The sequence below is a fragment of the Pyruvatibacter sp. HU-CL02332 genome, assembly GCF_040362765.1.
Lineage (GTDB): Bacteria > Pseudomonadota > Alphaproteobacteria > CGMCC-115125 > CGMCC-115125 > Pyruvatibacter.
The window spans coordinates 2,014,778-2,029,461 of record NZ_BAABWK010000001.1 but is presented as its reverse complement, the minus strand read 5'-3'; the positions used below and the strand labels follow the sequence as shown (position 1 = coordinate 2,029,461).

The window sequence follows — 14,684 nt, the reverse complement described above, 5'->3', positions numbered from 1 at the left end:
TAATACGTGTTGGTCTTGTTAATCAGTAAGCGGATGAAACGTTTACAGCGTGCGTGAGATCAGAATCTTCTGAACCTCGTTGGTGCCGCCGTAGATCTTCTGCACGCGCGCGTCGCGATACATGCGGGCAATGGGGTATTCGTTCATGTAGCCGTAGCCACCGAACAGCTGCAGGCATTCGTCAATGACTTCGCACTGCATGTCCGAAACCCAGTACTTGGCCATGGACGCTGTGGAGGCATCGAGCTTACCTTCGAGCAGAAGACCCGTGCAGTAGTCGCAGAAGACTTTTGCAACCGTTGCCTTGGTCTTGCACTCGGCGAGCTTGAACTGGGTGTTCTGGAAATCGAGGATTGCCTTGCCAAAGGCCTTGCGCTCCTTGACGTAGGCGATTGTTTCTTCCAGCGCATAGTCCATGGCGGCAACGCCCTGAAGGCCGATCTGCAGACGCTCGGACGGCAGTTGTTGCATCAGCTGGATGAAGCCCTGGCCTTCTTCGTGGCCAAGCAGGTTTGACGTTGGCACGCGGACATTGTCGAAGAAGAGTTCGGAGGTGTCCTGCGACTTCTGGCCAATCTTGTCGAGGTTGCGGCCACGCTTGAAGCCTTCAACTTCATCTGTTTCGACGATCACCAGCGACGTGCCCTTGGCACCGGCATTGGGGTCCGTCTTGGCAACCACAATGATGAGGTTTGCCGTCTGGCCATTGGTGATGAAGGTCTTGGAGCCGTTGATGACGTATTCGTTGCCATCAAGCTTGGCGGTTGTCTTGATCGACTGAAGATCAGACCCCGTGCCCGGCTCGGTCATGGCAATGGCACCGACCAGCTCGCCGGTCGCCATCTTGGGCAGCCATTTCTGCTTTTGCTCTTCGGAGCCGTACTCATTGATGTAGGGCGCGATGATGGCGTTGTGGAGAGACGCGCCAAAACCGGCGATGCCTTTCTTGCCCATCTGATCGATGATGATGGCTTCATGGGCAAATGTGCCGCCGCCGCCGCCAAACTCTTCGGGCATGGACGCGCAGAGAATTCCGGCTTCACCGGTCTTGGTCCAGGCATCGCGATCGACGATCTCCTGCTTCTCCCACTTATCAACATGGGGAGCGAGTTCCTTTTCAAAGAACTTGCCTACGGAATCTGAGAAGATCTGGAGATCTTCTGTCATCCAGTCTGGCGTTTCGACCTGTAGTGCGGACATGCCTGCGTGTCTCCCTGAGTAGGTTTTTTGTCGTGTTCGGCTGATTAGAACTGCTCTGCGGTCAGCGCCATTACGTCACCAGCGCCGGCTTTTACGGCGGTCAGGTGCGTCGTGGTCTGCGGCAGAATGCGATTGATGAAATAGCGACCGGTGATGAGCTTGGTCTCGTAGTAGTCCTTGTCGCCGGAACCATTGGCGAGACCAGCGTTTGCCGCCTTCGCCATCTGCGCCCACATCAGCGCAATAGCTGTGAGGGCAAACAGGTGCAGGTAGTCTGCTGAGCCAGCGCCTGCATGGTCCGGATTTTCCAACGCGTTTTCCATGAACCACATGGTGGCTTCTTCAAGCTCCTTGCGCGCCTCTGCGAGTGGCGTGGTGAACTCCGCCAGTTTTGCGTCATCCTTGTTGTCAGCGACAAAGTCGTCCACTTCCTTGAAGAACGAGAAGACGGCGCGGCCGCCCTTTGAGGCGAGCTTTCGGCCTACAAGGTCCAAGGCCTGAATGCCGTTTGTGCCTTCATAGATCATGGCAATGCGGGCATCGCGCACGAACTGTTCTGCACCCCATTCCTTGGTGTAGCCGGAGCCGCCATAGACCTGCTGAGCTTCAACCGCATGGGCAAAGCCCTTGTCTGTGAAATATCCCTTTACGATAGGCGTCATGAGGCCCATCAGATCGTCCGCCTTCTGACGGGTTTCTTCATCTTCGGCTTTTTCTGCGAGATCGCCCCACAGCGCCGTCCAGACAAGAAGCGCACGCGCACCTTCGTTGAAGGCTCGGATATTCATCAGCATACGGCGTACATCCGGATGCACGATGATGGGGTCAGCTGCACCGTCTGGGTTCTTTGGGCCGGTCAGCGCACGGCCCTGAATGCGGTCCAGTGCAAAGTCGCGTGCATTTTGATAGGCCACCTCAGACTGAGAAATGCCCTGCATGCCAACGCCGAGGCGGGCTTCATTCATCATGGTGAACATGGCCTTGAGGCCTTTGTTTTCTTCACCAACGACCCATCCTTTGGCTCCGTCATAGTTCATGACGCAGGTGGCATTGCCGTGGATTCCCATCTTTTCCTCGAGGCCACCACACTGAAGCGTATTGCGGTCGCCCAGGGAGCCATCTTCATTGACGAGGAACTTGGGCACAACGAAGAGCGATATACCGCCAACGCCACCGGGTGCGCCTTCGATGCGGGCAAGCACCAGATGGATGATGTTGTCCGCCATGGAATGCTCACCGGCGGAAATCCAGATCTTCTGACCGGTGATCGCGTAAGTGCCGTCGCCATTGGGCACAGCCTTGGTGCGCAGCATGCCAACATCCGTCCCGCAATGGGGTTCGGTGAGGTTCATGGTGCCGGTCCACTCGCCTGAGACGAGCTTGGGCAGGTAGATGTCCTTCAGCTCATCGGACCCGTGATGTGTGAGGGCTGAATAGGCGCCATGGCTGAGGCCCGGATACATGCCAAACGCCATATTGGCGGACGACACCATCTCGTTGAAGAGCACGCCGATGGTGTTGGGGAACCCCTGCCCACCATAGTCAGGTGAACAGACCAGTGACGGCCAGCCGCCTTCCACCAGCTGCTGATACGCCTCGCGGAACCCTTCCGGTGTTGTGACTTCGCCGTCTTTCAGCACACAGCCCTGTTCGTCACCCACCTTGTTGAGAGGCTGGAGGACTTCTTCTGAGAATTTTGCGGCCTGCTCCATGATCTGATCGACCAGATCAGGGGTCGCTTCCGCGAAACCCGGCAGGTTTGAAAAACGCGACAGGTCCAGCAGCTCATGCAGCAGGAAACCGTATTCGCGGGTGGGGGCTTTGTAACTTGCCATCTGTCGTGGTGCTCCTGGCCGCCCGCGCTGTGTCGCATGCGGGACGGTCTGAATGGGTTGGTAAATGGACCGAACTTCAAAGATCGGCCACGCTCGTTCCCTGTTACCTAGGCTTGTGCGGGCTGATTGGTATGGCCGACACCATTTTGTGCAGCGCCGCGGGTCTTGTCGGCGGCGGCCCGTTTGGACAGCTCGCCTTCAACAAATTCGATGCCGTTTTGCAGATGAGAAATCGACTCGTCGATGTCCTGACGCTGGGCTTTCAGTTTTTCGATCTGGGCTGCGTACTTGCCGCGAGCAAGCTCGAGCTGCTTGGTGAAGCCATCGCGCAGGTCATAGAGATCAATGATCTCGCGAATTTCCGACAGAGTGAACCCTACGCGCTTGCCGCGCTGGATCAGCTGCAGGCGGGCACGGTCGCGGGTGGAATAGACGCGCGTCTGGCCCTCACGGGCAGGATGCAGCAGGTCCTTGTCTTCGTAGAAGCGGATGGCCCGGGTCGTGACATCGAATTCTTCGGCCAACTGGGTGATTGAAAATGTCGGGCCATTGGCATCGTGGCCCGGTTCGCCGGGGCGCGCCGCGTGGGGTGGGAGCTTGGCCGCGCCATTCTTCATGTTGTCCATCGCCGGATCGGCAGTGTGTTGGCTCATGAGTTCTGCACCTTTCGTCCCTGTTTCACGGTTCCGCAGCCTTGATGTGGCCGGGTTTCTTGAAGCGGCGGGACTTTAGGTTCCGTTGACGTAAACGTCAACAGTAAGTTCTTTTTTAGAACTTATTGCCGTTAATTCTGTACAAAGACGGCACTTTTCCAAGGTTTCCCGGTGGGTCATAGTGCTCCCAACTTGCTTAATCTGTCAGGACGTCCTGTGCTCCTAAAAGCGTCACACCACCCAATCGATGTGATTTCACGGCCCGCGCATATCGCGGCCTTGGTTGCGCTGATGGTCGCGACGTTAATCGCGCTGGGCGCTACGTCGCCGGCAGCTGCGCAATCCATCAAACCAGGCAACCAACTTGAACGCGAAGCGGCAGGCGCGGCAGAAAGTACGGACACGGATGATCCGGAGGCGGAAGAAGAACCCCAGGATGAGCCGGAAACCGAGGACATCAGCGAACTTCGCAAAGCTCTATACAAGGCGGTTTCCCGCGCCCGCAAGAGCATGGGCGCACGCCAAGTCGAGCAGGATGAAGGGTTTGAGACCATTGCCCGGCGTCACGCCCGCGACATGGTTGAGCGTGGATATATGGCCCACCGCTCACCAGACGGAGACGGGCCGCGCGAGCGCGTCTTCGCGATTTTCCCGGATTTTGTAGGAGTTGCGGGCGAAAACATCGCCATGCGGAGCATCCGGCCGGACGAAAGTGCTGCCGATACAGCGCTTGGGGCTGTTGAAGCGTGGGTAGACAGCCCGCCCCACCGCAAAAACCTGCTGGATCAACGGCATGGACATGTGGGCATTGGTGTCGCGGACAATGGCAGGGCGACATATATCGTGATGTTGCTAGCAAGTGAGCCGTCCTATCGGCCTCCACCACCGCCGGAACCGCGCCCTGAGCCAAGCCCTGACCCCGACATGGTGACCACTGATGAGCCATCATCGGGCACCAGCGGCACATCCAACGGTGTAAAACCCGCAGAAAACGGTGCAGAAACAGCGCCCGGCAGCTGACGCGTTAACACCTTCTTTACCCCGCCCTAACTAGCCTTAACGAAATCGCGGTTGAGTCATTCACGTGACGGGCCGTTTTTCGCAATTTTCCGCGCGTCCTGACCATATCTTGGGGTAGGGCCCGCGCTTTACACAAGACTCACCTATGAATACCTTCCGAATCAAAGAGGGTGGATGCGATTCGGATGAGACCTGGGGTTCCCTGGAGTGTGAAGGGCATAGAGCCCGAAGCTCGCGAAGCGGCGAAAGTCGCCGCTCGCCGCGAGGGGAAGACCCTTGGGCAATGGCTCAACGAGAAAATCATCGACGCATCGGACGAGGAAGACGCGGAAATCTCCGCCGACACAGCGCTCCGACCGCCAGCGTCCTCTTCGGGAAATCCCATGCCTCAGCAGGCGCTACAGATCGACTTCAGTCCAGTGACTGACGCGCTCAGAGACCTCGTTCACAGGCTTGAACGCTCCGAGCGGCGCAGCGAAAACGCCCTTACGGGTCTGGATGAGACGCTGGCCGACATGTCCACGCGCCTTGAGCGCACGGAGCGGATGAGCCGCGAACCGGGTCTCATGGCAAGCTCTGGCGGCTCCGGGCTTGATACGACACTGGCTGACCTGCGGGACCGTCTTGAAAAATCAGAGCGTGGCCTTGAGCGCGCAGAACACCTCAATACCGACGCCATGCGGACCGTGGAACGCGGGCTGCGCGCAATTTCCAACCGCCTTGAGGAAACCGAGCGGCGGGCGGATGAAGCTTCAAAGCAGGTGCAGACCGTTGGTATGGAAACGCCAGAGACGGTGCGCCATTTGCAGTCTGCGCTGACAGATCTTTCGCGGCGGCTTGATACAACGGAAAATGCTGCCACGACGGCACGCGAACAGGCGGCACAGGCTGTCGCGGCCCTCAACACGCGCAACGGCGCCAGCGACGATGCTGTTGCCGCCCTTGAGCGGGCCATCGGGAATGTCGTGGACCACATTGAGGCATCAGACGCACGGACGGCCAAGGCTCTTGGTGGGTTGCGCGAAGACCTGGAGAAACTGGACAAGGCGGCTGCTGAAACCAAACCCGGCGTTGGTGTGGAAGCCATCCAGACTCTGGAAGGCACGATCTCTGCCCTGCAGCAGAACGTGACTGAAATGGTTGGCCGGATTGGTCAGGTTGAAAACAACACCCAGCGTGATGTGGACCAGATTGCAGGCGCCATTGATAATATGGGCAACCGCCTGGACACCGTCCGCGAGGCCGCTGTTTCCGCCGCAACCGACGCGGCCCGTCAGGAAGGGTCCGTCACCGCTCAGCTCGTGTCACAACTCGAACAGCGTGTTGACGAGGCAAGCCAGCAGCAAGCGGCAACACAGCAGCGTATTGAACAGTCCGAACAGCAAAGCGCGCAGGCGATCCACACTATTGAGACCAGCGTCACTGATATTGCCGGTCAGATGCGCGAGATCGCCAACATTGGTGCAGGTGGCAAGGAAGTATTCGCCGAGCCGCTGGCAGCGCTTGAGACTGCCATTGAAGAAATGGCTGACCGGCTGCAGACAACAGACCAGCGCTCTGCCAAGGCACTGGCAAAGGTCGAAGAAGTCTCTGACGAACTTCTGCGCAAGCTTGATGGCGCAAATCCCACTGATGACATTCAGCAGATCAAGTCCAGCGTTGAGAACGTGGACGCGCGGCTCAATCTTATAGAGGCCGCCAACAGGGGCGCTGCTTTTGATGCATCACCGGAGCTCGGCTTTATGGCCGGCGCCCCTGCTGCAGATCAAAATTCATCCGCTGCGATGCCTCCACCGCCCCCACCTTCGGACTGGACGGCCACAGCTGACGAAGGTCCGTTTGGTCCACCGCCTGAAGCAGGGCAGATGGGAGCTCCTCCCTTTATGCCAAGTCCGGATATGGCGGATGGTCAGGGAAGCCCGTTTGGCGAGCCTCCATTCCCCGGCCAGGCACAGGACGCCGCCGGGCCAATGGAACCTGCAGGCCGCAATGATTTTCTGGAATCTGCACGTCAGGCCGCCCGCGCGGCAGCTGGCTCTGCGGGACCTGAAAACGCGCGTTCACCTTTTGCAGACGATGAACAGACACAGCGTGCCGGGATTATGTCCGGCAGCCGCAAACCACTTGCCTTGATCGCTGCTGGCCTGGCAGTTGTAGCCGTCGCCGGCCTCATCGTGGTGATGATGGGCGGCGGTCCGAAGGAAGTCGCTGGCCCACCGGACGATGTTACAGCCCCCACTGACGTCATGGCTGAACTTGATGCGCCGACCGTTGATGTAACGCCGGTTGATGTGACAGCGGAAGCCGAGACTACAGAAGTTGATGCACCGTCAGACGCAACTACTGCAGACACGACAGCTGATGCTGGAGAAACGACGCGGCCACCCGCACGCGAGCTGCCCGATGTTGTCAGCCCGGCAGAAGCCTCTGCTCCATCCAATATGCCTTCATCAAGCGAACAGGCTGTGGCAGGGCAATCCATCAACGGCCCAACATCCATCACGCCACGTCAGGAAGTTGATGTGGCGTCACTGCCCACTTCCCCGGCACAACCGCAGCGCCAGACACTGCGTGAAGCGGCAACCAATGGGGACGCGTCAGCGCAGTATGAAATCGGTCAGCGTTACGCCAACGGATCAAGTGGCGTTCCGCAGGACAATGAACAGGCCGCGTACTGGTTGAACCGCGCTGCCGAGCAGGGACTGGCCCCGGCGCAATATCGCCTGGGCACCATGTTTGAAAAGGGGCTTGGCCTTCCGGAAAATCCGACGAAGGCCCGCACCTGGTATGAGCGCGCGGCAGCGCAGGGCAATGTCAAAGCCATGCACAATCTTGCTGTGATGCAGGCAGAGGGTGCTGGCGGACCACAGGACTTTGCCGGCGCGTCGCGCAGCTTTGACGCCGCTGCGCAGCACGGCCTGGCGGACTCGCAATACAACCTGGCGATCCTTCACGAGCGTGGGCTGGGCGTCGAGCGCGACCTGGCCGAGGCCTACAAGTGGTTTACCATCGCGTCTGCCAACGGTGATGCGGACGCTGGTGCTCGGGCTGAAGCCCTCAAGAACTCTGTGGATGCCGCCAAGCTGGTGGATGCAGAACTTGCAGCACGCACTTTTGCACCACGCCCAGCAGATGCTGCTGCAAATCAGGTGTCATGGCAGGCTGAGATGACACCTGCGGCCATGGTTCGCGAAGCCCAGCGCATTCTGGGTTCGCTTGGATACGATGCAGGCCCCGCAGATGGCCGCCCCGGCAACAAGACACTGGACGCGGTACGCAAGTTTGAGCGCGACAAGGGCCTGGCTGTGACAGGCCGCATTGACGGCCGGCTGATGGACGCGCTCCAAAAGGCTGCAATCTAACGCTGAATATGCCTGCGGCCATGGCTGAATGGTTTCTTGTGTGCTAGCAAGATGGACATGCGCTGCGCCGTTCCGGCCGGGGCACCAGACACCAAACCATAGCCGCACAGGGATCTGACGCAGGGTGCAGATTTACCTCCCCATCGCCGAGATTTCAGTCAACGCATTTGTGTTGCTGGGGCTTGGCGGCGCGGTTGGCTTTCTTTCAGGCATGTTTGGCGTCGGCGGCGGCTTCCTGATGACGCCACTGCTGATTTTTACAGGCATTCCCCCAGCTGTCGCAGTGGGCACGGAAGCGGTCCAGATCGTTGCCACGTCCATGTCCGGAGTGCTGGCCCATTGGCGGCGCAAGGCCGTCGATTTCAAAATGGCAGGAGTGTTGCTGGCGGGCGGTGCTGTCGGCTCCATCATCGGTGTTCTGATCTTCAGTGCCCTGCGCTCCGAGGGCCAGATCGACCTGTTTATCTCTCTGGCCTATGTGGTGTTTCTGGGCGTCATCGGTGCCTTGATGATGGTTGAAAGTGTACGCGCCATTCAGGCATCGCGCTCAGGCAAATCCGTGTCTGCCCGCAAGCCGGGGACTCATGGCTGGATACATGGCCTGCCTTTTAAGGTGCGCTTCCGGCGCTCGCGTCTTTACATCTCAGCGATCCCCCCTTTGCTGATCGGTCTCTCGGTTGGCATTCTGGCAGCCATCATGGGCGTTGGCGGCGGCTTCATCATGGTGCCCGCCATGATCTATCTCTTGCGGATGCCGACTAACGTGGTTGTCGGCACGTCGCTGTTTCAGATCATGTTCGTGACCGGCCTGGCCGCCATCATGCACGCGACCCTCAACCAGACCGTCGACATCGTGCTGGCCATGCTGCTGCTCGTTGGCGGTGTTCTTGGAGCACAGGTGGGGGTTCGCGTCGGGCACAAACTGCGCGGTGAACAATTACGGGCGCTTCTGGCCTTGATGGTGATTGCAGTCTGCCTGCGCCTTGCCTGGGATCTTGTGGCCACACCGGATGACCTGTTCACCGTGATGATCGGGAGCGGCCTATGATCCGACCTCTCATTCATGCCCTGATTTTGCTGCTTGTTGTTCCTGTGACGGCCTCGGCTCAGATCATCGACGGGACACCCATGGATGGCGAAGCAATTGTCGCTGACCTCAGCGAGAACCTGATTGCCATCACCTCCAACTTCACCGGCGCAGAAATTCTCCTGTTCGGCAATGTGGATGCCCCGGACAATGTGACCCCTGCCCTGCAGCGGGACATTGTTGCCGTCGTGCGCGGTCCGTATGAGCCGCTGGTCATTCGGCGCAAGGAGCGAATTGCGGGCATCTGGGTCAACACTGATGCTTATGACGTTCCCGCAGCGCCGGGCTTCTATCACGTGGCCAGCACACGACCGCTGGATAAGATCGCGTCGCCCAAAGTCTTCCAGAATGCGGAGATTGGTCTGCCGGCGCTGAACATCGCAACAGGTGACGACGCCATCGTCCTTCCCGAGACGTATCGGGATGCGGTTGTGCGTGCGAAACTGAATGAAGGGCTGTACGCGGAAGCCCCCGGCTCCATCACCTTTGTTGGCCCGTCGCTGTTTCGCGCTGAGATAGCGCTGCCGGCAAACGTACCCGTCGGCTCGTATGTCGCGACGGTTTATCTGGTGCGCAATGGCGCGATCAGTGGCCAGCGTTCGATCAACCTGATCATCAACAAGTCAGGCGTTGAGCGGTTCATGTACAATTTTGCTCAGAAAACGCCGTTCTTCTATGGGATTGCAGCGGTACTTGTGGCGCTGTTTGCAGGCTGGGTCGCTGGAACCGTGTTCCGCGAGCGTTAACCCTCTACGGCGCCTGCGCGGATTCCGCGCATGTGATCACGTGGGTTTGACGGGCCAATAGCGCATCTGCGCCATATGATGCGGTCTCTTGTTCCAACACCTGAAATCGGCGCACGGCAAACCACACCATGGACACGGGCAGCATTTCATATCTCGCAGCGTTTATCGGGGGGCTGATCAGCTTCCTGAGCCCCTGTGTGCTGCCGCTGGTGCCGGCCTATCTGAGCTTCATGGCAGGCACGACGTTTGAAGCGCTTCAGGAAGACGATGAAGCCGTTACCCGCCGCACGCTCATTGGAGCTTCCGGATTTGTTCTGGGCTTCTCGACCGTGTTCGTCGCACTAGGTGCCACTGCCTCAGTGATCAGTCCGCTTATCCTCGCCAACAAGGTGGTCATTGGATATGTGGCCGGGGCGACGATCGTCATTTTGGGTCTGCACTATATGGGGCTTTTCCGCATTGCCCTTCTGGATCGCGAAATGCGGATGATGCCGGCCACGCTTGGTCCCTCAGGGGATAGTGAGCGGGCGGAGCGGTCCCCGGTGATGCAGGCGCTTGGGCCTTATTCCATCGGACTAGCGTTCGGGTTTGGCTGGACGCCGTGCATTGGGCCAATTCTCGCTACCATCCTCTCGATTGCCGCCAGCCGGGATGATCTTGGTTATGGGGTGTCGCTGCTCAGCGTCTATTCCCTTGGTCTTGGCATGCCGTTCCTGCTTGCTGCTCTGGGCGTACGCAGTTTCCTCGCCTTTTCTGCGCGCTTCCGCAAACATATGCACAAGGTCGAGATTGCGGCAGGCCTGCTGCTGGTGGGGACCGGCCTGCTGATTTTCTTCGGGTCACTGGAAACCATTGCCTATTGGCTGATTGACCTGTTTCCTGCGCTGGCAACACTTGGTTAGAGGCTGCCGCGGTAACATCGTATGCTACAGGACATCGCTGTAGAGCATCTCCGGGGGGTGATGCCTGCAAACACGCGGTGAAGGGGGATTTCAAAATGACAGACGAGGCAGAGACCGAGCCTGCAGCAGACCCGCGGGATCCTGCTGACCCGCCGCGCGCCGCAGCTCTTCTTGGCTATGCGGGTGTCATTCCGTTTGTCACGACGGCCGTCATCATCTTTTTCCTCTATCCGCGCCCTGAAGCGCAGACGGTCCTCACCTATCAGATTGCCTATGGCGCGGTGATCCTGTCCTTTCTCGGCGGCATTCGCTGGTCGCTGGCGATGCTCTTTCCCGAAGACGAGCAACTCCTCAAACGCTTGTCGTTTTCGGTGATGCCATCGTTGCTTGCGTGGGGCGCGTTGTTTGTACCGCCGGCATGGGGACTTGCCCTGCTCATCGTATCGTTCTGGGGCCAGGCCGCTTCCGATGCGCAGGCATCTCGGTTGCGCGAAGCGCCCATGTGGTATGGCGGCTATCGCGTACGGCTCAGCATTCTGGTTATCGGCGCGCTGGGACTGACCGTCGTGGGAATTGTGTTGCGGAGTTAGACTTGCTCCCCCTCGCAGACGCGGGCTGTATGTCATCGGGCAAAAGACGTTTTCCCGGCATTGGGTAAACCTGCGTGTCGCCCATAAGCAGCGCGTTGAACGGGCTGTGAAACAGCGGCGCGAATGCCTCGTCCAGGACGTTGAGACCGCCCGTATAGGCGCCGAAGGCTGGCATCACCATCCGTGCTCCATCGGTGGCAAAACACCTGCGGCGCAAGCGTCGGCCGCGCTGTCGCACAACACCACAGGGGTGCAAGTGCCCGGCAATTTCGCCTGTCGCAGGGGCCACCTGTGGCTCATGCCTCAAGATGAGATTGCCAAGGTCGGCTTCTTCTTCAGCCCGACCACCCAGTACATGACCATCCACCAACCCTTCGTGGTTGCCGGCAATCCACAGCCAGTCATGGGCAGATGTCATGGCAATCAGCGCGTCGCGGTCGGCGCCGGTGAGGCGCTCTGGTCCTTCCGGATCATGGAAACTGTCCCCCAGACTGACGACGTGCGCAGGCTGGTATTTGCGAAGGACGCGCGCCAGCATTTTGAGCGTCGCGCGCGTGTCATAGGGCGGCAGTGCCACACCGCGGCGGGCATAGGACGACCCTTTTTCAAGGTGCAGGTCCGACACGATGAGGGTGTTGTGGGCAGGCACATGCAATGCACCGGACGCATCAGGCACCAGTCGCTCACCACAGATAGAAATCATATCAGCCGCATTGCCTCTTCGATCAGGCTTTCAGACGCTTCAGCCAGAAGGCTTTCGTTTGCTTCACCAGGTACCGATTCCTTGCCGATCTCCAGCATCACCGGCACCGCAAAGGGCGATACCCGATCAAGCCGCTTTACCACGATTCTGTTTTTGACGCGGGCCAGTAGGCTCGAGAGCCGTTTTAGATCAAGTAGTCCGGAGGAGGCATCCGCCCATGTGGCCTGCATGAGCAGATGATCCGGCTCGTGCTCGCGCAACACGTCGTAAATGAGATCAGATGAGAACGTGACCTGTCGGCCTGATTTTTCGTGACCGGGAAACCGCCGCTCAATGAGACCCGCAATCACGGCGCAGTTTCTGAAGGTGCGTTTGAGCAGATAGCTTTCCGCAAGCCACGCTTCGAGGTCGTCGCCCAGCATGTCTTCGTCAAACAGATCACCAAAGGTGAAGTCACCCTGCTGGGCCATCAGCCCCGGGTCACGCAGGCACCAGACTGCCAATGCGTATTCGCTGGCGACAAAGCCCATGGGGCGTGCGCCGAACCGGTCCAGCCGCCGGGTCAGCAACATGCCCAACGTCTGGTGTGCCAGCCGTCCTTCAAACGGATACATGACCATGTAGAACTTGTCCGCACGCGGAAAGATTTCCAGCAGTAGTTCTCCAGGCTTGGGCAGGACTGATCGCCATTGCTGTATCTGCAACCATTCAGACACCTGATCGGGCAGGTTCGGCCAATAGGTAGGGTCCGACAACATTTCGCGGACACGCCCGGCCAGATAGGTGGAGAGTGGAAACTTGCCACCATAATAGGCGGGGATGGCCGGCGTATCGTCCTTGGTTTTGGAGGCAAGGGCCTCCTGCTCGTGAATGCCCTCAAACTTCAGGACGTAGCCTGCAAACAGGAAAGTGTCGCCGGGGGCCAGTTGCTCAATGAAGTATTCTTCGATTTCACCGATGACGCGGCCACCGCGTTTTGCACGGCCGCCGGGACGCACCATCTTCACTTTGAGCATAGGCGCTTCAACGATGGTGCCGACATTCATGCGGAAGCGTTGCGCAATGGATGGATGCGCCAACCGCCATTGGCCTTCCGGCGTCTGGCGAAGACGCGCGAAACGGTCATAGCTCTTGAGGGCATACCCACCGGTCGCCACGAAGTTGACGGCCTGATCAAAAGTCTCGCGCGGCAGCTCGCGATAGGGTGCTGCGGAAATGACATCGCGGTACAGATCATCCGCATCAAAGGGGGCTGCGCACGCGATGCCCAGAATGTGCTGGGCCAAAACATCCAGCGCACCAGGCCGGTCAAGGTCGCCATCCTGCGTCGCCGTCATGGCGGCTTCGCGGGCGGCTTCGCACTCCAGAACTTCAAACCGATTGGACGGGACGAGCAACGCACGGCTGGGTTCATCCAAACGGTGGTTGGCCCGGCCGATCCGCTGGAGCAGCCGGCTGGCACCCTTGGGGGCACCGATATTGATCACCAGGTCCACATCACCCCAGTCAATCCCCAGATCGAGGGTGGAGGTACACACCACTGCACGCAGTTCGCCTTTGGCCATGGCCGCTTCCACCTTGCGGCGCTTGTCCGTGGCCAGAGAACCATGGTGCAGGGCGATGGGCAGCGTGTCTTCGTTGAGATGCCAAAGTGATTGGAAAACAAATTCGGCCTGACTGCGGGTGTTCACAAACACCAGCACCAGCTTGTTGGCACAAATGGCCTCGTACACTTCCTCCATGGCGTGGCGCGCCGAGTGCCCGGACCAGGGAATCCGTTCCTTGCTCGACAGAATGGACACATCAGGCGCAGTACCACCTGCGCCCATCACCAGTTCGGAAAGGGCATCATCGGTGCCATCCTGCGGCACGAGATATCGTCTCAGGCGATCCGGGTTTTCAACCGTGGCCGACAGTCCGGTGAACCGCACTTCAGGCGAGAGGCGCCGTAACTGCGCCAGCCCGAGGGACAGGAGATCGCCGCGCTTGGACGGGGCCAGTGCGTGAAGTTCATCAAGCACCACAGCCTTGAGGCCTGAGAAAAATCGACCACTGTCCGCATAGGACAACAGCAGCGCCAACTGTTCCGGTGTCGTCATCAGAATATCCGGTGGATCGCGGCGCTGGCGTTGTCTCCTGTTTTGCGGTGTGTCCCCGGTCCGGGTCTCCACACGGATGTCGAGGCCCATTTCATCAATGGGCATTTCAAGGTTGCGCGCGACATCGACGGCCAGCGCCTTGAGCGGTGAAATGTAGAGCGTGTGGAGCTTTCTGACCTCACCGGGCTTTCGCGGGCCTTTGTCGGCAATCTCGATCAGGCTAGGCAGGAAGCCAGCAAGCGTCTTGCCGCCGCCGGTCGGTGCGATAAGCAGGGCCGACTTTCCCGCAAGACCGGCTTTTGCCAGCTCGATCTGATGCGCCCGTGCTTCCCAGCCGCGCGAGGCAAACCACGCTGCAAATGCATCCGGCAAGGCCGTTTGCGGCAGCTTTGCGCGCTTTTTGGTTGCCGGCTTGGTTTTGGGGGCGGATGTCATGAATCGCGGAAAACTTGCAACTTTGGGCTTGGGTTCTCGTAATGTTCGCCTA

At 59.2% G+C, this 14,684-nt stretch carries 11 protein-coding genes; 6 read left to right on the top strand and 5 right to left on the bottom strand.

The annotated features are described in order from the left end of the window. Positions 1–42: 42 nt before the first annotated feature. The 3 genes from ABXH05_RS09615 to ABXH05_RS09605 all read right to left on the bottom strand — a co-directional run bounded on the left by ABXH05_RS09615 (position 43) and on the right by ABXH05_RS09605 (position 3,688). Complete coding sequence (locus tag ABXH05_RS09615) at positions 43–1,167, bottom strand: acyl-CoA dehydrogenase family protein (protein ID WP_348137611.1); 1,125 nt, start codon at positions 1,165–1,167, stop codon at positions 43–45. Between the two features lie 77 nt (positions 1,168–1,244). Further along, complete coding sequence (locus ABXH05_RS09610) at positions 1,245–3,035, bottom strand: acyl-CoA dehydrogenase C-terminal domain-containing protein (protein ID WP_353560807.1); 1,791 nt, start codon at positions 3,033–3,035, stop codon at positions 1,245–1,247. 107 nt (positions 3,036–3,142) lie between these two features. Continuing rightward, positions 3,143–3,688, bottom strand: a complete 546-nt coding sequence (locus tag ABXH05_RS09605; protein ID WP_353560806.1) for a MerR family transcriptional regulator — start codon at positions 3,686–3,688, stop codon at positions 3,143–3,145. 291 nt (positions 3,689–3,979) lie between these two features. Here ABXH05_RS09605 and ABXH05_RS09600 point away from each other — a divergent pair, with 291 nt between their 5' ends. The 6 genes from ABXH05_RS09600 to ABXH05_RS09575 all read left to right on the top strand — a co-directional run bounded on the left by ABXH05_RS09600 (position 3,980) and on the right by ABXH05_RS09575 (position 11,395). Next, positions 3,980–4,708, top strand: coding sequence for a CAP domain-containing protein (locus ABXH05_RS09600; protein ID WP_353560805.1), 729 nt, complete (start codon positions 3,980–3,982; stop codon positions 4,706–4,708). 185 nt (positions 4,709–4,893) lie between these two features. Beyond that, the gene (locus tag ABXH05_RS09595; RefSeq protein WP_353560804.1) at positions 4,894–8,070 is read left to right on the top strand and encodes a peptidoglycan-binding protein; all 3,177 of its coding nucleotides are present in this window, start codon (positions 4,894–4,896) and stop codon (positions 8,068–8,070) included. Between the two features lie 124 nt (positions 8,071–8,194). Beyond that, on the top strand, positions 8,195–9,118 hold the full coding sequence (locus ABXH05_RS09590; RefSeq protein WP_348137122.1) for a sulfite exporter TauE/SafE family protein: 924 nt from the start codon (positions 8,195–8,197) through the stop codon (positions 9,116–9,118). Further along, the gene (locus ABXH05_RS09585) at positions 9,115–9,903 is read left to right on the top strand and encodes a TIGR02186 family protein (protein WP_353560803.1); all 789 of its coding nucleotides are present in this window, start codon (positions 9,115–9,117) and stop codon (positions 9,901–9,903) included. Before ABXH05_RS09590 ends, ABXH05_RS09585 begins: the two co-directional genes overlap by 4 nt. Positions 9,904–10,031: 128 nt before the next feature. After that, positions 10,032–10,805 carry a cytochrome c biogenesis CcdA family protein gene (locus tag ABXH05_RS09580; RefSeq protein ID WP_353560802.1) on the top strand — a complete coding sequence of 258 codons (774 nt, stop codon included), beginning with the start codon at positions 10,032–10,034 and terminating at the stop codon, positions 10,803–10,805. 95 nt (positions 10,806–10,900) lie between these two features. After that, positions 10,901–11,395: a DUF3429 domain-containing protein gene (locus ABXH05_RS09575; RefSeq protein ID WP_353560801.1), complete on the top strand. Its 495-nt coding sequence runs from the start codon at positions 10,901–10,903 to the stop codon at positions 11,393–11,395. Here ABXH05_RS09575 and pdeM read toward each other — a convergent pair. After that, positions 11,346–12,098 (bottom strand): ligase-associated DNA damage response endonuclease PdeM, encoded by a 753-nt coding sequence (gene pdeM / locus ABXH05_RS09570; RefSeq protein ID WP_353560800.1) that lies wholly within the window; start codon positions 12,096–12,098, stop codon positions 11,346–11,348. The genes ABXH05_RS09575 and pdeM overlap by 50 nt on opposite strands. Then, complete coding sequence (locus tag ABXH05_RS09565) at positions 12,095–14,632, bottom strand: ligase-associated DNA damage response DEXH box helicase (RefSeq protein WP_353560799.1); 2,538 nt, start codon at positions 14,630–14,632, stop codon at positions 12,095–12,097. The genes pdeM and ABXH05_RS09565 overlap by 4 nt, the downstream gene beginning before the upstream one ends. Positions 14,633–14,684: the final 52 nt, after the last annotated feature.

Excerpts from the sequence above, each read along its gene's own strand:
- ABXH05_RS09575 (WP_353560801.1), top strand. The coding sequence starts at position 10,901 with ATGACAGACGAGGCAGAGACCGAGCCTGCAGCAGACCCGCGGGATCCT.
- ABXH05_RS09600 (WP_353560805.1), top strand. The coding sequence starts at position 3,980 with ATGGTCGCGACGTTAATCGCGCTGGGCGCTACGTCGCCGGCAGCTGCG.
- pdeM (WP_353560800.1), bottom strand. The coding sequence starts at position 12,098 with ATGATTTCTATCTGTGGTGAGCGACTGGTGCCTGATGCGTCCGGTGCA.
- ABXH05_RS09605 (WP_353560806.1), bottom strand. The coding sequence starts at position 3,688 with ATGAGCCAACACACTGCCGATCCGGCGATGGACAACATGAAGAATGGC.
- ABXH05_RS09610 (WP_353560807.1), bottom strand. The coding sequence starts at position 3,035 with ATGGCAAGTTACAAAGCCCCCACCCGCGAATACGGTTTCCTGCTGCAT.
- ABXH05_RS09595 (WP_353560804.1), top strand. The coding sequence starts at position 4,894 with ATGAGACCTGGGGTTCCCTGGAGTGTGAAGGGCATAGAGCCCGAAGCT.
- ABXH05_RS09585 (WP_353560803.1), top strand. The coding sequence starts at position 9,115 with ATGATCCGACCTCTCATTCATGCCCTGATTTTGCTGCTTGTTGTTCCT.
- ABXH05_RS09565 (WP_353560799.1), bottom strand. The coding sequence starts at position 14,632 with ATGACATCCGCCCCCAAAACCAAGCCGGCAACCAAAAAGCGCGCAAAG.
- ABXH05_RS09615 (WP_348137611.1), bottom strand. The coding sequence starts at position 1,167 with ATGACAGAAGATCTCCAGATCTTCTCAGATTCCGTAGGCAAGTTCTTT.
- ABXH05_RS09580 (WP_353560802.1), top strand. The coding sequence starts at position 10,032 with ATGGACACGGGCAGCATTTCATATCTCGCAGCGTTTATCGGGGGGCTG.